Raw genomic sequence first — 20,897 nt, 5'->3', positions numbered from 1 at the left:
CATCGCGGGCAAGCTCGACTCCCACACAAGCCCGCTCCCACATTGGTTTTGCGGTGTAGCTTAAACGGCTAAGGCGCGTGGCTCACTGCGACGGATCGCGCGGACCTTGTGCAGGGTGTCGGCGCAGGTGCGCGCAGCTTCCTGGCCCTTGTGCACGAAGTGCTCGTAGAAGAACGTGTGGTGTTCGCTGCCAGCGTGGAAATGGTGCGGGGTCAGGGACACCGAGAACACCGGCACTTCGGTTTCCAACTGCACCTGCATCAGGCCGCTGACTACCGACTGGGCCACGAATTCGTGGCGGTAGATCCCGCCGTCCACCACCAGCGCGGCGGCAACGATACCGGCGTAACGGCCGGTCTTGGCCAGCAGCTTGGCGTGCAGGGGCATTTCAAAGGCGCCGCCGACTTCGAAGAAATCGATGTCCGATTCCTGGTAGCCCTGGGCGATCATTTCGGCGAGGAAACCTTTACGCGATTGGTCGACAATATCCTTGTGCCAGCAGGCCTGGATAAACGCGACGCGCTCGCCGTGGTGGTTTTTGCTTTTGCTGTCGATTGCGGTGGGTTGCATGTTCTGACTCCTGTTTAAGAAAAAAACAGGGCGTTATGAATCGAATGGGATTTAAGGGTACGAACAGCCACGTCATGCAAGCATGAACCCGGCGCGCGGCCCTTAGGTGCCAATCCCGTTCTCTCTTCATCCGGACTATGACCGTCGGCCCCGGGATCACACCGGGTCTGCTGACCTTGCCGCCGTCCTGCGTGAGCAGTTCAAGGCGCCAAGCGCTCGCGGGCTATGCACGTTGCGTGCAATTACCGCCGGTGGGGAATTACACCCCGCCCTGAGAACGTTGCCGCCAGAACCCTGGCGGCGGAGAGTTTTTAACATGGTTTTTCAAAAACTGCACGATCGCCTTATCGATAACCTATATCGGTTTGTTTGGTTGGTATTCGATTGACGCTAACGGGGGCTTGATATTCCGTGGCTTTACCCGCAGTAATCATCCATAAAAGGAACTTACATACCCGTTAGAGGCTTGTTTCATGTCTGTGATCGACCTGCGTAGCGACACCGTGACCCAACCCACCCCCGGCATGCTCGACGCGATGGCCAGTGCCGTCAGTGGCGACGATGTCTACGGCGAAGACCCCAGCGTCAACCATTTGGAGGCCGAGTTGGCCAAGCGCCTGGGCTTCGAGGCAGCGTTGTTTGTGCCCACCGGCACCATGAGCAACTTGCTGGCGTTGATGGCCCACTGTGAGCGCGGCGAGGAATACATCGTCGGGCAACAAGCCCATACCTACAAATATGAAGGCGGCGGCGCGGCCGTCCTCGGTTCGATCCAGCCGCAGCCGCTGGAGGTGCAGGCGGACGGCTCCCTTGACCTGGACCACGTGCTGGCGGCAATCAAGCCCGATGATTTTCACTTCGCCCGCACCCGTCTGCTGGCCCTGGAAAACACCATGCAGGGCAAAGTGCTGCCGCTGGAGTACCTGGCGAAGGCGCGAGCGTTCACGCATGAACACGGCCTTGCGCTGCATCTGGATGGCGCGCGTATTTATAACGCGGCGGTCAAGCTTGGGGTGCCGGCGCGGGAGATTGCCCAGCATTTCGATTCCGTGTCGGTGTGCTTGTCCAAAGGCCTTGGCGCGCCGGTGGGTTCGGTGTTGTGCGGTTCCACGGCCTTGATCGCCAGGGCGCGTCGCCTGCGCAAGATGGTCGGCGGCGGTATGCGTCAGGCCGGTTCCCTGGCGGCAGCGGGGCTGTATGCGCTGGATCATCAGGTGCAGCGCCTGGCCGACGACCACGCCAATGCCCAATGGCTGGGTGAGGCGTTGCGCAAGGCCGGTTACGCGGTGGAGCCGGTTCAGACCAACATGGTGTATGTGCAGGTCGGCGACCAGGCACAGGCGTTTAAGGCGTTTGCTGCTGAGCGCGAAATCAAGTTGAGCGCCGCGCCGCGCCTGCGCATGGTCACTCATATGGATGTCAGCCGGGCGCAGATCGAGCAGGTCGTGCAGACATTTGTCGAGTTTTCCCGAAAATGACAGTGCAGACCGTCTAATTGACTGTTTCTATCACATAAACACGCTGTACCACTGGCAAAGGGCCGATATAATGCGGCCCTTTGCCGTCGCTCCGTCTGATGATGTTGCGCACTGGCCTTTGGCCGCAGACTCCGTGGAAGAACCTAATGAAAAGCGCAGAAATCCGTGAAGCCTTCCTTCGCTTCTTCGAAGAGCAAGGTCACACCCGTGTAGCCTCCAGCTCCTTGATCCCAGGCAACGACCCAACCCTGCTGTTCACTAACGCGGGGATGAACCAGTTCAAGGACTGCTTCCTGGGCCAGGAAAAGCGCGCTTATACCCGCGCGACCAGCAGCCAGAAGTGCGTACGCGCCGGCGGCAAGAACAGTGACCTGGAAAACGTCGGCTACACCGCTCGCCACCACACTTTTTTCGAGATGCTGGGTAACTTCAGCTTCGGCGACTATTTCAAGAAAGATGCGATTACGTTCGCCTGGACCTTCCTGACCGGCGTGTTGAAGCTGCCGAAGGAAAAACTGTGGGTCACCGTCTACGCGACGGACGACGAAGCGTATGACATCTGGACCAAAGAAGTCGGCGTACCGGTCGAGCGCATGATCCGCATCGGCGATAACAAGGGCGCGCCCTACGCTTCCGACAACTTCTGGACCATGGGCGACACCGGCCCGTGCGGCCCCTGCACCGAAATTTTCTACGATCACGGCGCCGACATCTGGGGCGGCCCACCCGGCTCGCCGGAAGAAGATGGCGACCGTTACATTGAAATCTGGAACAACGTGTTCATGCAGTTCAACCGCACCGCCGATGGCGTGTTGCATCCGCTGCCGGCGCCGTCGGTCGATACCGGCATGGGCCTGGAGCGGATCAGTGCGGTGATGCAGCACGTTCACTCCAACTACGAAATCGACCTGTTCACCAACCTGCTGAGCGCTTCGGCGGCGGCCATTGGCTGCGCCAACGACAACCAGTCTTCGCTCAAGGTGGTGTCGGACCATATCCGTTCCTGCAGCTTCCTGATCGCTGACGGTGTACTGCCGTCGAACGAAGGTCGCGGCTATGTGCTGCGCCGTATCATCCGTCGCGCCTGCCGCCACGGTAACAAGCTGGGCGCTACCGGTAGCTTCTTCTACAAAATCGTTGCCGCGCTGGTGGCCGAGATGGGCGATGCCTTCCCGGAACTCAAGCAGCAGCAGGCCAACATCGAGCGCGTGCTCAAGGCTGAAGAAGAGCAGTTCTCCAAGACACTGGAACATGGCTTGAAGATTCTGGAGCAGGACCTGGCCGAGCTCAAAGGCACCGTGGTGCCGGGCGACGTGGTGTTCAAGCTGTATGACACCTATGGTTTCCCGATGGACCTGACCGCCGACATCGCCCGTGAGCGTGAGCTGACCGTCGATGAGGCCGGTTTTGAGCGTGAGATGGAGGCCCAGCGTGTACGCGCCCGTTCCGCCAGCTCCTTTGGCCTGGACTACAACACCTTGGTTAAGGTTGATGTACCTACCGAGTTCGTCGGCTACCAGGCGACCGTTGGTTCGGCCAAGATCGTTGCTCTCTATAAAGACGGTAAATCGGTCGACGTGTTGAATGAAGGCGAGGAAGCGGTGGTGGTCCTCGACCAGACGCCGTTCTACGCCGAGTCCGGTGGCCAGGTGGGTGATTGTGGTTTCCTGAGCTCGACGTCGGGCCGTTTTGAAGTGCGCGATACCACCAAGACCGGCGGTGCATTCCTGCATCACGGTGTGCTGGTACTGGGCAACCTGACGGTCGGTGCGCCGGTCGATACTCAGGTCGATGCCGACGTACGGCATGCAACCGCTTTGAACCATTCGGCCACTCACTTGCTGCACGCCGCGTTGCGTCAGGTGCTGGGTGAGCATGTGCAGCAGAAGGGGTCGTTGGTCGATAGCCAGCGCCTGCGTTTTGACTTCAGCCACTTTGAAGCGATCAAGCCTGAGCAGATCAAGGCGCTGGAAGACATCGTCAACGCTGAAATTCGCAAAAACACGCCGGTGGAAACCGAAGAAACCGATATCGAGACCGCCAAGAAAAAAGGCGCCATGGCGCTGTTTGGTGAGAAGTACGGCGACGAAGTGCGCGTACTGAGCATGGGCGGCAGTTTCTCCGTGGAGCTGTGTGGCGGTATCCACGCCAACCGCACCGGCGACATCGGTCTGCTGAAAATCATCAGCGAAGGCGGTGTGGCGTCCGGTGTACGTCGTATTGAAGCGGTGACCGGCGCTGCGGCCCTGGCCTACCTCAATGCGGCGGAAGAACAACTCAAGGAAGCGGCCGGCCTGGTCAAGGGCAGCCGCGACAACCTGATCGACAAGCTGTCGGCCGTTCTGGAGCGCAACCGTGCGCTGGAGAAACAGCTGGAGCAGTTGCAGGCCAAGGCGGCCAGCGCGGCGGGCGACGATTTGTCGGCTTCCGCCCTGGACGTCAAGGGTGTGAAAGTTTTGGCGGTGCGCCTGGACGGTCAGGATGGCAAGGCGCTGTTGGCCTTGGTCGATCAGTTGAAGAACAAGCTCGGCCGCGCAGTGATCCTGCTCGGCGGTGTCCATGAGGAAAAGGTCGTTCTGGTTGCCGGTGTAACCAAGGACCTGACTGGCCAACTCAAGGCCGGTGATTTGATGAAGCAAGCCGCCGCGGCAGTGGGCGGGAAGGGCGGTGGTCGTCCGGACATGGCGCAAGGCGGTGGTGTAGACGCCGGTGCCCTGGACGCGGCCCTGGCCCTGACCGTGCCGTTTGTCGAGGCTGGCATTTAAGGCACTGTTAACGAGCCCATGGTCTAGTCATGGGCTTGCTTAGGTGCTGGACGATTTGTTTATTGGGCGCCCCTTTACGGGCTGAGGCGGCTTAGAAATGGCTTTGATCGTACAGAAATTTGGAGGCACCTCGGTCGGCTCTGTCGAAAGAATCGAGCAGGTCGCCGACAAGGTTAAGAAATTCCGCGATGCCGGCGACGACCTGGTGGTGGTGCTGTCGGCCATGAGCGGCGAGACCAATCGCCTGATCGAACTGGCCAAGGCAATCAGTGGTGATCAACAGCCACTGCCGCGTGAGTTGGATGTGATCGTGTCCACCGGTGAGCAGGTGACCATCGCGTTGCTGGCCATGGCGCTGAACAAGCGTGGTGTGCCGGCGGTGTCCTACACTGGCAGCCAGGTACGCATCCTCACCGACAGCGCGCATACCAAGGCGCGCATCCTGCAGATTGACGATCAGAAAATCCGTACAGATCTGAAAGCCGGGCGCGTGGTAGTTGTAGCTGGCTTCCAGGGTGTGGATGAGCAGGGCAACATCACCACCCTCGGTCGTGGCGGTTCGGACACTACCGGCGTGGCGCTGGCAGCAGCCCTCAAGGCTGATGAGTGCCAGATCTATACCGATGTGGACGGCGTGTACACCACCGACCCGCGTGTGGTGTCCGTGGCCCAGCGTCTGGACAAGATCACCTTTGAAGAGATGCTGGAAATGGCCAGCCTCGGTTCCAAGGTGTTGCAGATCCGCGCGGTGGAATTCGCCGGCAAGTACAACGTTCCGCTGCGCGTATTGCACAGCTTCAAAGAGGGTCCGGGCACCCTCATTACTATTGATGAAGAGGAATCCATGGAACAGCCGATCATTTCCGGCATCGCTTTCAATCGCGATGAAGCCAAGCTGACGATCCGTGGCGTGCCAGACACCCCGGGCGTGGCCTTCAAGATTCTCGGGCCTATCAGCGACGCGAATGTTGAAGTCGACATGATCGTGCAGAACGTTTCGCACGATAACACCACCGATTTCACCTTCACCGTGCACCGCAACGAGTACGATGCGGCTCACAAGATCCTGGAGCACACTGCGAGCCAGATTGGCGCCCGTGAAGTGATCGGGGATATCAAGATTGCCAAGGTGTCGATCGTGGGTGTGGGCATGCGTTCCCATGCCGGTGTTGCCAGCCGTATGTTCGGTGCCCTGGCCAAGGAAAGCATCAACATCCAGATGATCTCCACGTCGGAAATCAAAGTCTCGGTGGTGATCGAAGAGAAGTACCTGGAGCTGGCTGTGCGCGCGCTGCATACCGCTTTTGAGCTGGACGCTCCGGCCCGACCGGGCGAGTGATGCGATGCCAGGAAGGCGCGGTTTACCGCGCCTTTCATTTTTTGTGGGGCGCATGGTCTTTTGCGTGCGCTCGACGATACTTAGGCCGTTAGGGCTATGGCCATCAGGCTGTAGGTCGAACGCCTTTTTTTTGCAGACTGTTGTTCCTGAACTGAAATGCGTGAGGAGAAAGGTATGCTGATTCTGACTCGTCGGTGCGCAGAAAGCCTGATTATCGGTGATGGCGAAATCACCGTGACCGTGCTCGGCGTCAAAGGCAATCAAGTACGTATCGGGGTTAACGCTCCGAAAGAGGTAGCTGTCCACCGCGAGGAAATCTACCTGCGGATCAAGAAAGAGAAGGACGAAGAACCAAGCCTTTAATTTTTATCGTTTTTTATGTTTGCAAACGGGGATGAACGTGGTTAATATACGCCCCGTGTTGCGGAGAGCTGGCCGAGTGGCCGAAGGCGCTCCCCTGCTAAGGGAGTACACCTCAAAAGGGTGTCGGGGGTTCGAATCCCCCGTTCTCCGCCATTATTTGCTTAGTACGTTGCAATCTGGTTTTTTCGGTAAGTTGTTGAAATTACTCGAAAAAATAGCTTTACATAGAGATTGAACGGCCTATAATGCGCGGCAACAAATGCACTCGTAGCTCAGCTGGATAGAGTACTCGGCTACGAACCGAGCGGTCACAGGTTCGAATCCTGTCGAGTGCACCATTTAAGAGTCAGTTGCAGTAATGCAGGTGATTCGGCTTCAACCAGTTGTGATCTGGTCTAAAAACACAATCTGCACTCGTAGCTCAGCTGGATAGAGTACTCGGCTACGAACCGAGCGGTCACAGGTTCGAATCCTGTCGAGTGCACCATACAAACAAAAAGCCCGCCTAGTGCGGGCTTTTTGCCGTCTGGGGTTTGTGTAGGATTGATCCTGGGCTTCATCTTTTCTTGCGTCCCATGTGTTTTCCCTTCGCGCTGTGTCGTCGCAGTTCATAAGTGCGGCCGATGTTCAGTTTTGGCTCGCAAGCGCTTGTTCTTTCCAGTTTTTTAGCGTTAAGGCGCACGCAGCGTGTATCATTGCGCCCGTCAGCCCCGCCGGGGCTTGTGGAATACCTCCATGGACTTACCCAGTAGTTACTCAGTACCCCGCTTTACCAATCATGAATTGACTGATTGATCCTTCCGGCGTGCCCCGCTGCTGGGAGTGGAGTTCGCCTATGACCGAAGTAGAAGTAAAGAAAACACAAGACAGCCTGCAGGATCGCCTGGCTCAAGTCATCGAGCTGCTGCAGCGTCAGCGCGTGGTCGAAGACCTCACGCACCGCCAGGAAGGTCCGCACCACGACCGCGTTGAAAACCTGGTTCACCGGCAAAACCTCGTCGAGCTGCAACGCAAGCTCGATGACCTGCACTCTGCCGACGTCGCCTATATCCTTGAAGCTTTGCCACTGGGCGATCGACTGACCCTCTGGCAGTTGGTCAAGGCTGACCGTGACGGCGACATCCTCCTCGAAGTATCCGACTCGGTCCGTGAAACCCTGATCGCCGACATGGACGATCATGAGCTCCTGGCCGCCGCCAGGGAGATGGACGCCGACGAACTGGCTGACCTGGCCCCTGAGCTGCCTCGTGATGTCGTCCATGAGCTGATGGAGGCCCTCGACAGTCAGCAGCGTGAGCGCGTGCGCTCTGCGCTGTCCTATGACGAGGACCAGGTCGGTGCGCTGATGGACTTCGAGATGGTCACCATCCGCGAAGACGTCAGTCTGGAAGTGGTACTGCGTTATCTGCGCCGCCTCAAAGAGCTGCCCGGCCATACTGACAAATTATTTGTGGTCGACTACGAAGGCATTCTCAAGGGGGTGCTGCCGATCAAGCGCCTGCTGGTGAATGATCCCGAGAAGAAAGTTGCGGATTTGATGGCCAGCGATACGGTGAGTTTTCACCCGGATGAAGACGCCTACGAGGCCGCGCAGGCGTTTGAGCGCTATGACTTGATCTCGGCCCCTGTGGTCGACAAGAACGGTAAGCTGATAGGCCGTTTGACCATCGATGAAATGGTCGACCTGATTCGTGAAGAGAGTGAAACCGAAGTCCTCAACATGGCGGGTTTGCGTGAAGAGGAAGATATTTTTGCATCGGTCTGGCGTTCTCTGCATAACCGTTGGGCCTGGCTGGCGATCAACCTGATCACGGCCTTCATCGCCTCGCGCGTGATCGGGCTGTTTGAAGGCTCTATCGAGAAGCTGGTGGCCCTGGCGGCGCTGATGCCGATTGTGGCCGGTATTGGCGGCAACTCCGGTAATCAGACCATCACCATGATCGTGCGCGCGATGGCACTGGACCAGGTGAGTACGGCCAATTCCTCGCGCTTGCTGCGCAAAGAGTTGGTAGTGGGGCTGATTAACGGCTTGGTGTGGGGCGGCGTGATCGGCGTGGTGGCCTACTTGCTGTATGGCAGTTGGTCGCTGGGCGTCGTGATGACGGCCGCCATGACCCTCAACCTGCTGCTGGCTGCGCTGATGGGGGTGCTGATCCCCATGACGCTGGCGCGCCTCGGGCGCGACCCGGCCATGGGTGCGAGTGTGATGATTACGGCCATGACCGACAGTGGAGGGTTTTTCATCTTCCTGGGATTGGCGACCATCTTCCTGCTCTGATCCATTACAGCGGGAGCAGATCTGCTCCCGCTTTGCTTGCTCTTCCTGACGTTCCTTTCCCAAATCGCAGGCAAAAAAAAGCCAGCACATGGCTGGCTTCGGCTTTCAACTGCAGATTAATTGGCTTCTGCGGCCGCCTCAACGTCGTGCGCGATAAGCGAGACGAGAGCATTTTGCTGGCGGTGGGAGAGCTGACGAAAACGCTGCAGCAGTTCGCGTTCGTGCAGTGACAGCTCTGGGCTGTCCAGGCGCATGCTCAACTCTTCGCCCAGCGCACCTTCCTGAATAAGGCTCTGTTCCAGGCGCGCGATGATTTCGGAGTTCATGCTGCGGTGATGATTGCGAGCCACCTCGGCAATGCGTTCCCGCATTCCGTCTGGCAGACGTACGACGAACTTGTCAGCCGTACGGCTGGAATAAATTGCCTGTTTCAATGGGCGCATATATTTAACCGGTTAGTTCAGGGGAGCGGTTTTTGGAATTGGCCGCAAGATGAGTGTTATGACAAGGCTCACGACCAAAGTTCAACCCGAATTGCAAAGAGATCGCATCATGCCTCAGATTTGACAGTTCCTTGGCGTCAATTCTGTGACAAATATTGAACTGCCTAAAGGCGTAATGCCAGCACTCATTTGCATTTTTGCGGACTGGTTGGAAAACTTTTCGACGAGCGATTCTTCAACGGAACTTCCCGTAAGTCCAAGTCTGCTCAGGGGTTGAGGCCGCACATCCTATCGCAAAGTGGCAATTTGCCCTTACCTTTAAGACTAGTGGCAATTGGCTAATTTACTAGGACGGGGCGACATAAGGTCGGGAGAGGTGGGGCGCAGGCGGGGTCAGCGTAAAACCGGGTCGAACTTGATTCTGCGGCCCACGATGAGCGCCAGCAGGAGCAGGCTGGCAAACACGCCAGCGGCAACATACGCGGTCGTTTGTCCATCTTGCGAGCGGGTACCCAGGCCCAGGATGCCGGCGGCAATGGTCAGGCATAAAAGTAGCCAGGCGGATTTGGTCACGAGCGGTTTCCTCAGAATACCCAATGTTCAGATGCGGGCGCGGCCTGGGTGCCTTGGGTCAGGCGTACCGGCGATTGCGCGTTGGGCGTCATCACCGCCAGTTGCGGGCGCTGTTGCAGATGGTGCGGCACTGCCTGGCTGATCTGGGCCGGATCGTTGCTGCCAGTCGACTGAAAATGGAACATCACCAGTGCAGCCAGGGCTATGGTGTTGAGGGCTAACAGAAGGGCACTGTTCATGGTCATGTTCTCCGCTTAACGCCGTGGCTGAATGGGTCTTGTAGGAGAAGTATTGCAGGTCTCGTGCCAATGTATTATTTCAATAAAATCAATGGCTTGAGTCTACTTCAAAGGGTCGACAGGTTGCAATTTGCAATGATGGCATTTTGGAGGAGTGCATTTTGCACGATGGTGCTCGGGTGCCCGTGGTTACGGGGCGAAGCAGGCATTCTGCGAACAAGGATCGGCCTACACTCAAAAAGCCTACGGACGACATGACAAAACCCACCTCGGCCGTTAACATGCACGCCGTCCGTCGCTGCGCCGTAGGCCGGATGGCTGTCATTTGTCCCAGTAGCTCAATTGGATAGAGCATCCCCCTCCTAAGGGGAAGGTTGGCCGTTCGAACCGGCCCTGGGACACCAGATTCGTGGCCCGTATAAAAAGCCTCGCACATAAAGCCCCGCACAGATTGCTCTGGCGGGGCTTTTTTGTGCGTGCTTGACGAACACCGGTCGAACCTTGCCGGTGATCAGCGTTCACAGCAGGTGCGTGGGTATTTATCGCAACCTTTGTACCTTGCAACCGGCCAGGCAGCGTCTGAGCTATTAAGTAAAATATTCCCGGAAAACAGCCTATATCGCCTGTCCGGGCCTGGTCACACCGGACTATCATGCCGATAGCCCTGTCCCTCACTGCAAGGAGCCGCTCGGAACGCCGATGCGCCAAATCTGGAAATCTTTTCGAGCCCTTTATTTCGCCTCCTTGATGATGTTGATCGGGTCCGGCCTGCTCAGTACTTACCTTGCCTTGCGCCTGGCGGCCGACCATGTCGACAGCCTGTGGGTGGGTGCGCTCATGGCCGCCAACTACTTTGGCCTGGTGCTGGGTGGCAAGATCGGGCATCGCCTGATCGCCCGGGTCGGGCACATCCGTGCATATGCCACCTGCGCCGGGATTGTCGGCGCGGCGGTGTTGGGACATGGCCTGATCAACTGGCTGCCAGCCTGGATCGTGCTGCGGATGATCGTGGGTCTGGGCATGATGTGCCAGTACATGGTCATCGAAAGTTGGCTCAATGAGCAGGCGGATGCCAAGCAGCGGGGCGTGGTGTTCAGCGGCTATATGATCGCGTCCTATCTGGGGTTGGTGTTGGGTCAGTTGATCCTGGTGATGCACCCCGAGCTCGGTCTCGAATTGCTGATGCTGGTCGCTCTGTGCTTTGCGTTGTGCCTGGTGCCGGTGGCCATGACTCGGCGGATTCACCCGGCGCCTCTGCATCCTGCTCCGATGGAGCCGCGCTTCTTTATCAAGCGGGTGCCGCAGTCGCTCAGTACGGTGTTGGGCGCGGGTTTGATCGTGGGTTCGTTCTACGGTTTGGCGCCGCTCTATGCCTCTCAGCAGGGGCTGACCACCGAGCAGGTCGGTCTGTTTATGGGTAGCTGTATTTTCGCGGGGCTGCTGGTGCAATGGCCGTTGGGCTGGTTGTCGGACCGCTATGACCGAGCTTTGTTGATTCGCTGCTTTGCCTTGTGCCTGGCGGTGGCGGCGTTGCCGTTGGCCGTGATGACCCACGTGCCTTTGGAAGTGCTGTTCGTGGCAGGGTTCTTGTGTTCGCTGGTGCAATTCTGCCTATACCCGCTGGCGGTAGCATTTTCCAACGACCATGTGGAGGGTGATCGCCGAGTGTCGCTGACGGCCATGTTGCTGGTGACTTACGGGGTCGGTGCGAGTATCGGGCCGCTCTTGGCCGGTGTGGTCATGAAGCTGTTTGGCAGTCACATGCTGTATGCGTTTTTCAGCCTGTGTGCGTTGATTCTGGTGTGGCGTATCCGGCCAAAAGCGGTGACCAACCTGCATCAAGTGGACGATGCGCCACTGCATCACGTGGCGATGCCCGACAGCATGTCCAGCTCGCCGCTGGTCGCGTGCCTGGACCCACGCGTGGACGAGGCGGTGGTGCAGGAGCAGATGCAGAACGCCGTTCCGGACCCGGAGCCTGAAACTGATCCGCAACCGCCAGTGGATGAGCCGGCTTTCGAAGGGCCGCCGGAGCCTCTGGGCCCGGACGACCACCCCCACGATTTGAGCAGGGCGCGCCCCTGATAGCAAAAACGGGCAGATCCCATCAGGATCTGCCCGTTTTTTTACCGCGGTCGTTAAGGCTTAAAGATCGTCATCCTTGTCGAACCGCCGCGCTTCGCGCTGCAGCTGGTACACAAAACGTTCCACCTGGCGCTGCACCAGGCCGCTCATGTTGTGGAAACGCACACCGGCGAAGGTGGTGTTGATCTTGTCTTCGAAGTGCAGGTAACGCAGCTCGACGGAAGTGGTCATGCTGCCGAAGGGCAGGGCGGCGATAAAACGGTCGTAGACCTGGCCCAGTTGCAGGCGCTCGGAAATATCACCTTCAAAGCGCAACTTGCAGCCAGTGGCGGATATATCCAGCAGCTTGCCGCTGATAGGTGCCTTGAGCTTTTCGCCGCCCAACTCGATGCTGACCAATTGCGCCAGCTTCAACGCGGCGCGGAAGGCATTGCGGCGCTGATGGTAGACCACCTCGGCAGGCATGCTGCCGGTGTAGATGCGATGACCGTCTTTTTCGCTGATGGTCAGCGTGCCGTTGCTTTCCCAAGCGACCCGCACACCGTCATGGAAGCCTTCGATACGAAAGGGTTCACCATTCTCGAGATAGCGTTCACCGTCGCGGGGAATCATTTCGTCCAGGGCCAGCGTCTTGCTGTCCCGGTCAACGTCCACCAGGTAGCTTTGGAAGCGCTGGCTGCGTTCGTGGAAGGTGATGATCAGCGGATCATGACTTTCTTGCAGCATCCGCAACGTGCTGGCGATTTCCAGAGGCGTGGTGAGCACCTTGGGTGGCTGCGGAGCATCTTCCGCGTTAAGGGCGTTGAACACGGTTCTTCCATCTCCAGACAAAGTACGACTACACGCAAGAACCGGCATTTTGCCAGTATGTTGCGCGCCTTGGATAGGGCGCGCTGTAAACCGGCGTCAGGCTTGGCTGCGGGTGCTTGGCTTGACCAGCCGCGAGGTGGAACCTTGGGCGTTGTACAGCGCCGGAGGCTCTCCGCCGTGAAGTATACGCAGCTGGTTGGCGGTCGTAGCTTGCTGAAGCTGGATCGACTGGCCATTGAGCAGGTTGGCTTCCTGGCACTGGGCGAGTAATTGATTGAGTGTGGTGCTCTGCGCCAGCAACTGATCGCCGACCGAAGAATGGCTGGCGAGCTGTGCGAGGCCGTCGTGATCAGCCGGCAGGCCGAGGCTGATCAGAATTTCGCTGCGCTTCTTGCCATGCTGCTCCAGCAGCACAATCAGCGACTGCTTGCGCGCCAGAATTTCTTCCAGCAAGCGCATATCCCGACCATACAGGGCCAGGGATTCTTCTTTGAGCAGCTCGAGCAAATGTTGCGTCGGCGCCAGATCATCAATGATTAGTTGAAGCAAATGTTCGTCGTGGTGCATGGCTGGCCTTGGGTTTTAAGCGTCCAAAAGCCCTGCGCAGGCCTTTGCCTAGCGCTCGGCTTCGAAGTTAAGCAGCTTGCTGGCTACACGGTTGCTGTCGACTTTATAGCTGCCATCGGCGACGGCCTGCTTCAATTCGGCCACGCGGGCTTTATTGACAACCGGTTGATCGCGCAGCGAGTCAGTGACCTTCTGCAACTGTTGAGCCTCATTGCTCAGGTGTACCGATTCCCCACTCTGGCTGGCGCCGGCCTGTTCTGCCTTGACGGGCACGGGCTGGGCTTTGGCTTCTACGCTGTCCTTGGCACCGCTGGTGCGCGTATTGCCGGGCAACGCCGGGGTGTTATTTAAACGACTGAAATCAATGACCATGATAAAAAAAACCTCTGGGTATTTGGACGCTTGCCATGTTTTCGGCCATACCCGAACAAACTTTAGGTTCGTTTGACAATAAACCTGTACAGGCCGACATCCAACGCACAGTGTAGGAAAAGCTGGCGTTTGACACCAGTGATCTATAACGCGACCTCAACTTGGCCTGGCGCGGTCACTTGCGCCTTTATCACCCGGTTGGAGTTGAGGTTCTTGACTCTAATCTGTTCGCTCATGCCGCCGTTGGACAGCGCCTCGCCCGGCATTTTGACGGTCAGCCCGCCACTGCTGGCGGAAATCACCACCTGATCACCCTTGCGAATCACTTCAGCCTGTTCCAGATGAACCAGTGTGATGACCTGGTCGGTGACCATTGGTCGGGTAAGTTTCTGCCCGACGGCCTGATCCAGCGAGGTGAGGTAGCCCTGATTGATCAGGCTGATATCCCGCTCGCGCAGGGCGACGTCTTCAAAACCGATGATGCCCGTGCGCTTGAGCGGGCGCGTGACCACCACTACATCGCGAAACAGTTTGACCTGCGCCGGCACGAACACGGTCCAGGGCGATGCGCCCTCGCAGCGCACCTTTACCGTCACGCGGCCGATGGGCTGGGCGGGGCTTTCCAGTGAGGCCGTCAATTCCTTGTCGCACATTGGCATGCGCAGGCGCGGGTCTAACGGGTTGACCTGAATTTCATAACGCCCAGGTGTCTGGGTGGTCGTCAGATAATCTTCTACAGTGAACTCAAGAAAGCCTTGAGTGACGCCGATAAGGAGATCAGGCAATGTGACGTTATCTGCACGTGCCGTGATGCCCGAGCCCAGGGCGAGCAGTGCCATCGAGACGCAGAGCAATCTGCGGTACCGTGGGAGGCGAAGGCGTCGGGAAACTGGCGTTTTAAGATTCATAAATCAATAAATAGCAAAGCTCGTGCCGTTTAGTGTTGGGTACGCGCTGCCCTGTAGGTATCGCCCCAGGTTTTAGCGTAGGAGTCATGGCATGGCAGGAGTAATGGATTCAGTAAACCAGCGCACACAGCTGGTAGGGCAGAATCGCCTGGAGTTGTTGCTTTTTCGCCTTGATGGCAAGCAGCTGTACGGCATCAATGTGTTTAAAGTGCGGGAAGTGCTGCAGTGCCCCAAGCTCACCATAATGCCCAAATCCAGCCCCGTGGTGTGCGGCGTGGCCAACATTCGTGGCGCGACCATACCCATTCTTGACCTGGCCTTGGCCACAAGTTCCGCCGGTCTGCAGGATCGCCAGAATCCGTTCGTGATCATCACTGAGTACAACACCAAGACCCAGGGTTTCCTGGTGCGCTCGGTGGAGCGCATCGTCAACATGAACTGGGAGGAGATCCATCCGCCACCCAAGGGCACCGGGCGCGATCACTACCTCACGGCGGTGACGCGGGTCGATAACCAGTTGGTGGAAATCATCGACGTGGAGAAGATCCTCGCCGAAGTGGCCCCTACCTCGGAATCGATCTCGGTGGGTGTAGTGGACGCCGAGACCGCGCACAAGGCGATTTCCCTGCGTGTACTCACGGTGGATGATTCCTCGGTAGCGCGCAAACAGGTGAGTCGCTGCCTGCAAACCGTCGGTGTGGAAGTCGTGGCGCTCAACGATGGTCGCCAAGCCCTGGATTACCTGCGCAAGCTGGTGGATGAGGGCAAGAAGCCGGAAGAAGAATTCCTGATGATGATTTCCGACATCGAGATGCCGGAAATGGACGGTTACACCCTGACGGCCGAGATACGTAACGATCCACGCATGCAAAAATTGCATATCATCCTGCATACTTCATTGTCGGGTGTATTCAATCAGGCGATGGTCAAGAAGGTCGGTGCTGATGACTTTTTGGCCAAATTCCGCCCTGATGACCTGGCATCCCGGGTAGTCGACCGGATCAAGGCAGCAGATCACGGCTAGGGGGAGTTCCTCCTGGCGGTCACACGATTAAAGAGGCGGTATCCTTGTCTACGGGTAATTTAGATTTCGAACAGTTCCGGGTCTTCCTGGAAAAAGCCTGTGGCATATTGCTTGGTGAAAACAAGCAATACCTGGTATCCAGCCGTCTCAACAAACTGATGGAGCAGCAGGGCATCAAGTCCCTGGGTGAGTTGGTTCAGCGCATTCAGGGTCAACCGCGCAGTGGGCTCAAGGAAATGGTGGTCGATGCCATGACCACCAACGAAACCTTGTGGTTTCGCGACACCTACCCCTTCGAAGTGCTCAAGAACAAGGTGCTGCCGGAGGCCATCAAGGCCAGCCCGGGCCAGCGACTGCGTATCTGGTCGGCCGCCTGCTCTTCGGGGCAGGAACCGTATTCGATTTCGATGTCCATCGACGAGTTCGAGCGGACCAACATGGGGCAATTAAAGGCCGGTGCGCAAATTGTGGCCACGGATTTGTCCGGCACCATGCTCACCAATTGCAAGACTGGCGAGTACGACAGCCTGGCCCTGGGCCGTGGTTTGTCCCCGGAGCGCCTGCAACGTCACTTCGACCCGAAAGGGGCCGGGCGTTGGGCGGTGAAGGCGCCGATCAAGAGCCGGGTGGAGTTTCGTTCGTTCAACCTGCTCGACAGCTACGCCAGCCTGGGCAAGTTCGACATGGTGTTTTGCCGCAACGTGCTGATCTACTTTTCGGCCGAAGTGAAGAAGGACATCCTGCTGCGTATTCACGGCACGCTCAAGCGCGGCGGTTACCTGTTCCTCGGTGCGTCGGAGGCGTTGAACGGCCTGCCGGATCATTACCAGATGGTGCAGTGCAGTCCCGGCATCATTTACCAGGCCAAGTGATTGGCGTCTAAGCAATAAAAAACGGGAGGCCCGAAAAAGGCCTCCCGTTTTTTATTGGCGCAACGTATCGGTGCTACTTCGTTGGCCGTACTCAGGGCATGAGCGTGATACTGATAGTGTCCAAGGCCAATTGATGAATACCCCTGGGTACCGCTTCGTTGAAAATACCCAGATGCACGCTGCCTGTAATCGGCGCGATGAACGTCCCGCTTTCTAATAGCGTGAAGCCTGGCAGGAGCGGTGCCGCGCGGCCGATCGATTTGCCATTCATCGTCATATACAAGCGTGAGCCGTCGGCAGCGGGCAAGTCTGTTCGGGCGTTGAAGCTGCAATTATAGGTGCGCCCTGCGATCACCGGCACTGAGCGGGTAATGATGTGGGAGGCACCCGGCACACTGTTGGGCAAGTTTGCGACCACTTCATTATTGATAACACGTAGTAATCCCACGTAGCTCCCTTGAGGCACCCAGCCCTGGAGCGTGCCGTCGTTGAAATCCCAGACTGTATCTGGCGTCGGCGTGACAACCGGGCGACGGTTGATGGTCACGGTCGCGTCATTTGCAGGTGTGGAGACCCCGTTACGCCTGATGGTCAGCCGTAGTCGCACGCTGTTGCCCTCATTGGCTTCAACACGGTCTCGCGGTATCAGGGCAGTGAGAGAGGGTGAGGCTTGGCCAATTGAAAAGCTTTGGTTATGGTCGCCGCCCAGGATGCTGCTGATCATGTTTATATTTACAAAGTCCATGGGCAGCAGGGGGAAATTACAGCTGACTTCTGCGCAGTTGCCAACCAGCAGGTTGGTATTCAGGTTTGGAATCGGCTGTGCGGAATCTTGCAGTGTGAAACCGAGCGGCGGTACCTTCATCGTTGTGAGCCTCTGCCTTGAGTGAAGTGATTTCCGCTCCAATAAGGCTTCGAAGAAGCGGTGCTTCACAACTGTTAGAAATGACAGTGCAGACGGACGGTAAGAAACTCCGGTAACGGGCTCACCGTGTTTATGCTCGTTTGCCGCCACTGCGTAAAAGCGGCAAACACGGTTGCCGCTTTCCTGGCGCAACGCGGAAGTTCGTTGCCGCTTTTCTGGCAATGCCGCAGGCGCTCCCCTCGCAAACCCTTGAATTAGGGGCTTTGAACGAATTGGCATGCGCCTTGCTATAACCCAGATACGAAAAGCAGGTCAGCCTAAAGGTTTCCGCCATGAGCATCAGCTTCGATAAAGCGCTCGGTATCCACGAACAAGCCCTGGGCTTCCGCGCCCAGCGTGCTGAAGTCCTGGCCAACAACATTGCCAACGCCGATACCCCGAACTACAAGGCTCGGGACCTGGACTTCTCCGCTGTGCTCGCTGCACAGCAGGACAAGACCAAGAACGGCACCTTTGCCTTGAACATGACCAACAGCCGTCATATTGAAGCGCAAGGCCTGGGCAATGGTGACGAGTCGCTGCTGTATCGCACGCCGATGCAACCGTCGATCGATCAGAACACCGTCGATGCCCAACTTGAGCAATCGGCCTACGCCGAGAACTCGGTGAACTTCCAGGCCAGCTTCACCCTGCTCAACAGCAAATTCAAAGGGCTGATGTCAGCCCTGCGTGGAGAGTAAGCCATGTCCCTAGCCAGTGTTTTCAATATTGCCGGCAGTGGCATGAGCGCGCAGACCACGCGTTTGAACACCGTCGCCAGTAACATCGCCAACGCCGAGACCGTGTCTTCGAGCATTGATCAGACTTACCGTGCCCGTCACCCGGTGTTCGCCACCATGTTCCAGGGCGGCCAAGGTAGCCAGAGCGGTAGCGGCGATTCGCTGTTCCAGAATCAGGATGCCGCAGGCCAGGGCGTGCAGGTACTCGGTGTGGTCGAAGACCAGAGCAACCTGGAAGCCCGTTACGAGCCTAACCACCCTGCCGCGAACGAAAAGGGGTACGTGTACTACCCCAACGTCAACGTGGTCGAGGAAATGGCCGATATGATTTCCGCCAGCCGCTCGTTCCAGACCAACGCGGAAATGATGAATACCGCCAAAACCATGATGCAGAAGGTCCTGACCCTGGGTCAGTGATAAGGGGCGCCAAATAATGGCCATCGTTGATACCACTTCTACACCCAACACGGCGGTTCAGGACCTGTTCAACACCAAGGTCAAGACCGCGACGGACAACAGCAGCCTCAGCTCGGCTGCCTCGGCGGCCACGGGTAACCAGGCGCTGGGCAAGGATGCGTTCCTGCAACTGCTGGTGACCCAGCTGAAAAACCAGAACCCGCTGTCGCCTCAGGATAACGGTGCGTTCGTGGCGCAACTGGCGCAGTTCAGCAGCCTGGAAGGCATTAACACCCTGAACGACTCGGTGAATGCGATCTCCAGCAACTTCAGCTCCTCGCAAGCGCTGCAGGCGTCGTCGCTGGTCGGGCGTTCGATCATCACCCAGACCAACACGGCCATGGTGGATACCAGCAAGAGCATGACCGGCTCGGTGGCGGTGACGGCGGCGACAGGCAACGTCTCCGTCAAGATCACCGACAAGGACGGCAATGCGGTGCGCACTATCGACATGGGCGCCCAAAGCGCCGGCGATTCCAGTTTTATCTGGGACGGCAAGAACGACAACGGTGAGGTCGCGCCAGCCGGGACTTACACCTTCGCGGCCAGCACCAAGAATGACAAGGGCGACGCGGTTGCCCTGCTAACGTCGCTGCCGGCAACGGTGACCAGCGTGACGTTGAGCAAGACCGGCGGCGAAATGCTGCTGAATCTTGCAGGCGGTATGGGCAGCGTCAAGCTGTCGCAAATCCAGACTATCGGTACATAGAGCCGCCTAAATACGGCAGAGGGAGAGAAACATGTCTTTTAACATCGGCCTTAGCGGCCTCTATGCGGCCAACAAACAACTGGACGTAACCGGCAACAACATTGCCAACGTTGCGACCACCGGTTTCAAATCGTCCCGCGCGGAATTTTCGGACATTTACGCGGCGTCCAAGCTGGGCACCGGCCAGAACAGTGTCGGCAGCGGTGTGAACCTGGCGGCAGTGTCACAGCAGTTCACCCAGGGCGACGTCAACAACACCGGCGGTCTGCTGGACATGGCGATCCAGGGCGGCGGGTTCTTTGTGCAGAAGGGCAGCGACGGTTCGCTGGAATACACCCGCAACGGTGCCTTCCACTCGGATAAAGACGGCTACATCACCAACAACACCGGCACCTCGCGCCTGCAAGGCTACGCGGCGGACGGCGATGGCAACATCGTCAAAGGCGCGCTGACCGACCTGCAATTGAACCTGTCGAACCTGCCGCCGAAGGCTTCCAGCAAGGTGGATTCCACCAGTAACCTGAATTCCTCGTCGCCGGTGATCGACCAGACGGTCAAGCCGTTTGATCCGACCGATTCCACCACCTTCAGCACCCAGTACAACACCACTTTGTATGACACCCAGGGTAACGCCCACCCAATGGTGCAGTACGTGGTCAAAACGGATTCCAACACCTGGAAGTCCTACACCCTGATCGATGGTCGTAACCCTGACGGTTCGGCGCCTACCGGCACGGGTTCGACGCCTCCGGTCGCATCGACATTGAGCTTCGACGGTTCCGGCAAACTCACCGGGATTATCACCGGTACTACGTCCAGCACCACCTTGCAGCTGACCGGTTGGGTGCCGGGCACCGTGACCAACGGCGTATGGACCAAAAACGGTGCGAACGCCAACCCTGGCGGGATTGCCATTAACATGGCCAACATTACCCAATACAACTCGGCCACATACCGCAACCCGCCGGTCACCGATGGCTACGCCACCGGCCAGATCACCGGCCTGAGCATTGACGGTAACGGCGTGCTGTTCGCTACCTTCAGCAACCAGCAGAGCAAGGCCATCGGCCAGCTTTCCCTGGCCAGTTTCAACAACGAGCAGGGCCTGCAGCCGGCTGGCGGCACGGCCTGGAAAGAAACCTTCGCGTCGGGCCAGCCGGGTTACGACACCCCGCAAGCCGGTACGCTGGGTTCGATCGTGTCCAAGTCCCTGGAGAACTCCAACGTCAACCTGACCAACGAGCTGGTGGACCTGATCAAGGCCCAGAGCAACTATCAGGCGAACGCCAAGACGATCTCCACCCAGAGCACCATCATGCAGACCATCATTCAGATGACCTGATGCTGTAGCCCTGACGCGCAAGCGAAGCGAAAGCCCCTCAGTCGAGGGGCTTTTTTTTGC

Annotated in this window: 21 protein-coding genes, 4 tRNA genes and 1 riboswitch; of the genes, 16 read left to right on the top strand and 9 right to left on the bottom strand. The window is 58.0% G+C overall.

Annotated features, from left to right (window positions below; translation table 11 throughout):
- Positions 1-60: 60 nt before the first annotated feature.
- The gene (locus ACI77D_RS19335; RefSeq protein WP_064453790.1) at positions 61-570 is read right to left on the bottom strand and encodes a 6,7-dimethyl-8-ribityllumazine synthase; all 510 of its coding nucleotides are present in this window, start codon (positions 568-570) and stop codon (positions 61-63) included.
- 113 nt (positions 571-683) lie between these two features.
- Positions 684-853, bottom strand: a riboswitch (FMN riboswitch).
- A 190-nt stretch (positions 854-1,043) separates the two neighbouring features.
- Between ACI77D_RS19335 and ltaE the strand changes: the two genes are divergently transcribed.
- From ltaE to mgtE, 8 genes are all read left to right on the top strand, one after another.
- Positions 1,044-2,048, top strand: coding sequence for a low-specificity L-threonine aldolase (ltaE, locus tag ACI77D_RS19330; RefSeq protein WP_407017270.1), 1,005 nt, complete (start codon positions 1,044-1,046; stop codon positions 2,046-2,048).
- Positions 2,049-2,194: 146 nt separating this feature from the next.
- Positions 2,195-4,813: an alanine--tRNA ligase gene (alaS, locus tag ACI77D_RS19325; protein WP_064453788.1), complete on the top strand. Its 2,619-nt coding sequence runs from the start codon at positions 2,195-2,197 to the stop codon at positions 4,811-4,813.
- Positions 4,814-4,910: 97 nt separating this feature from the next.
- Positions 4,911-6,152: an aspartate kinase gene (locus ACI77D_RS19320; RefSeq protein ID WP_064453787.1), complete on the top strand. Its 1,242-nt coding sequence runs from the start codon at positions 4,911-4,913 to the stop codon at positions 6,150-6,152.
- Between the two features lie 174 nt (positions 6,153-6,326).
- On the top strand, positions 6,327-6,515 hold the full coding sequence (gene csrA / locus ACI77D_RS19315) for a carbon storage regulator CsrA (RefSeq protein WP_003175645.1): 189 nt from the start codon (positions 6,327-6,329) through the stop codon (positions 6,513-6,515).
- A gap of 62 nt (positions 6,516-6,577) precedes the next feature.
- A tRNA-Ser gene (locus ACI77D_RS19310) sits at positions 6,578-6,668 on the top strand.
- A gap of 108 nt (positions 6,669-6,776) precedes the next feature.
- Positions 6,777-6,853 (top strand) — tRNA-Arg (locus ACI77D_RS19305).
- Positions 6,854-6,925: 72 nt separating this feature from the next.
- Positions 6,926-7,002: transfer RNA gene (locus ACI77D_RS19300), tRNA-Arg, on the top strand.
- Positions 7,003-7,350: 348 nt separating this feature from the next.
- Positions 7,351-8,793 carry a magnesium transporter gene (gene mgtE / locus ACI77D_RS19295; RefSeq protein ID WP_064453786.1) on the top strand — a complete coding sequence of 481 codons (1,443 nt, stop codon included), beginning with the start codon at positions 7,351-7,353 and terminating at the stop codon, positions 8,791-8,793.
- A gap of 116 nt (positions 8,794-8,909) precedes the next feature.
- On the opposite strand, the gene ACI77D_RS19290 is transcribed toward mgtE, so the two are convergent.
- The 3 genes from ACI77D_RS19290 to ACI77D_RS19280 all read right to left on the bottom strand — a co-directional run bounded on the left by ACI77D_RS19290 (position 8,910) and on the right by ACI77D_RS19280 (position 10,048).
- Positions 8,910-9,236, bottom strand: coding sequence for an Arc family DNA-binding protein (locus ACI77D_RS19290; protein WP_003193592.1), 327 nt, complete (start codon positions 9,234-9,236; stop codon positions 8,910-8,912).
- Between the two features lie 393 nt (positions 9,237-9,629).
- A complete protein-coding gene (locus tag ACI77D_RS19285) occupies positions 9,630-9,809 on the bottom strand; it encodes a PA3371 family protein (protein WP_407017269.1) in 180 nt (59 codons plus the stop codon).
- Between the two features lie 11 nt (positions 9,810-9,820).
- The gene (locus ACI77D_RS19280; RefSeq protein WP_407017268.1) at positions 9,821-10,048 is read right to left on the bottom strand and encodes a hypothetical protein; all 228 of its coding nucleotides are present in this window, start codon (positions 10,046-10,048) and stop codon (positions 9,821-9,823) included.
- A gap of 327 nt (positions 10,049-10,375) precedes the next feature.
- On the opposite strand from ACI77D_RS19280, the gene ACI77D_RS19275 reads away from it, so the two are divergent.
- A tRNA-Arg gene (locus ACI77D_RS19275) sits at positions 10,376-10,452 on the top strand.
- 295 nt (positions 10,453-10,747) lie between these two features.
- Positions 10,748-12,133 (top strand): MFS transporter, encoded by a 1,386-nt coding sequence (locus ACI77D_RS19270; RefSeq protein WP_064453783.1) that lies wholly within the window; start codon positions 10,748-10,750, stop codon positions 12,131-12,133.
- 60 nt (positions 12,134-12,193) lie between these two features.
- Here the strand turns inward: ACI77D_RS19270 and ACI77D_RS19265 are convergent, their stop codons facing one another.
- The 4 genes from ACI77D_RS19265 to flgA form a co-directional block, all read right to left on the bottom strand.
- The gene (locus ACI77D_RS19265) at positions 12,194-12,943 is read right to left on the bottom strand and encodes a flagellar brake protein (protein WP_064453782.1); all 750 of its coding nucleotides are present in this window, start codon (positions 12,941-12,943) and stop codon (positions 12,194-12,196) included.
- Positions 12,944-13,039: 96 nt separating this feature from the next.
- A complete protein-coding gene (locus tag ACI77D_RS19260) occupies positions 13,040-13,510 on the bottom strand; it encodes a flagella synthesis protein FlgN (RefSeq protein ID WP_407017267.1) in 471 nt (156 codons plus the stop codon).
- 48 nt (positions 13,511-13,558) lie between these two features.
- The gene (flgM, locus tag ACI77D_RS19255) at positions 13,559-13,882 is read right to left on the bottom strand and encodes a flagellar biosynthesis anti-sigma factor FlgM (RefSeq protein WP_128588425.1); all 324 of its coding nucleotides are present in this window, start codon (positions 13,880-13,882) and stop codon (positions 13,559-13,561) included.
- A 143-nt stretch (positions 13,883-14,025) separates the two neighbouring features.
- Positions 14,026-14,790 (bottom strand): flagellar basal body P-ring formation chaperone FlgA, encoded by a 765-nt coding sequence (gene flgA, locus ACI77D_RS19250; RefSeq protein ID WP_221295487.1) that lies wholly within the window; start codon positions 14,788-14,790, stop codon positions 14,026-14,028.
- Between the two features lie 91 nt (positions 14,791-14,881).
- On the opposite strand from flgA, the gene ACI77D_RS19245 reads away from it, so the two are divergent.
- Both ACI77D_RS19245 and cheR read left to right on the top strand, forming a co-directional pair.
- Positions 14,882-15,814, top strand: coding sequence for a chemotaxis protein CheV (locus tag ACI77D_RS19245; RefSeq protein ID WP_064453778.1), 933 nt, complete (start codon positions 14,882-14,884; stop codon positions 15,812-15,814).
- Positions 15,815-15,858: 44 nt separating this feature from the next.
- Complete coding sequence (cheR, locus tag ACI77D_RS19240; RefSeq protein WP_064453777.1) at positions 15,859-16,686, top strand: protein-glutamate O-methyltransferase CheR; 828 nt, start codon at positions 15,859-15,861, stop codon at positions 16,684-16,686.
- Between the two features lie 91 nt (positions 16,687-16,777).
- Here the strand turns inward: cheR and ACI77D_RS19235 are convergent, their stop codons facing one another.
- Positions 16,778-17,743, bottom strand: coding sequence for a hypothetical protein (locus tag ACI77D_RS19235; RefSeq protein ID WP_407017266.1), 966 nt, complete (start codon positions 17,741-17,743; stop codon positions 16,778-16,780).
- A 140-nt stretch (positions 17,744-17,883) separates the two neighbouring features.
- On the opposite strand from ACI77D_RS19235, the gene flgB reads away from it, so the two are divergent.
- The 4 genes from flgB to flgE are packed head-to-tail and all read left to right on the top strand — an operon-like array spanning position 17,884 to position 20,837.
- On the top strand, positions 17,884-18,291 hold the full coding sequence (gene flgB / locus ACI77D_RS19230; RefSeq protein WP_003214246.1) for a flagellar basal body rod protein FlgB: 408 nt from the start codon (positions 17,884-17,886) through the stop codon (positions 18,289-18,291).
- 3 nt (positions 18,292-18,294) lie between these two features.
- On the top strand, positions 18,295-18,747 hold the full coding sequence (flgC, locus tag ACI77D_RS19225) for a flagellar basal body rod protein FlgC (RefSeq protein ID WP_064453775.1): 453 nt from the start codon (positions 18,295-18,297) through the stop codon (positions 18,745-18,747).
- Positions 18,748-18,763: 16 nt separating this feature from the next.
- Positions 18,764-19,495 carry a flagellar hook assembly protein FlgD gene (gene flgD, locus ACI77D_RS19220; RefSeq protein WP_064453774.1) on the top strand — a complete coding sequence of 244 codons (732 nt, stop codon included), beginning with the start codon at positions 18,764-18,766 and terminating at the stop codon, positions 19,493-19,495.
- A gap of 31 nt (positions 19,496-19,526) precedes the next feature.
- On the top strand, positions 19,527-20,837 hold the full coding sequence (gene flgE / locus ACI77D_RS19215; protein WP_064453773.1) for a flagellar hook protein FlgE: 1,311 nt from the start codon (positions 19,527-19,529) through the stop codon (positions 20,835-20,837).
- The last annotated feature ends 60 nt before the right edge of the window (positions 20,838-20,897 follow it).

This window comes from Pseudomonas sp. O39 (assembly GCF_045447295.1).
GTDB classification, from domain to species: Bacteria; Pseudomonadota; Gammaproteobacteria; order Pseudomonadales; family Pseudomonadaceae; genus Aquipseudomonas; species Aquipseudomonas antarctica_A.
Note: the sequence above shows the minus strand (reverse complement) of the source record. Positions and strands in the feature narration are given on the sequence as shown.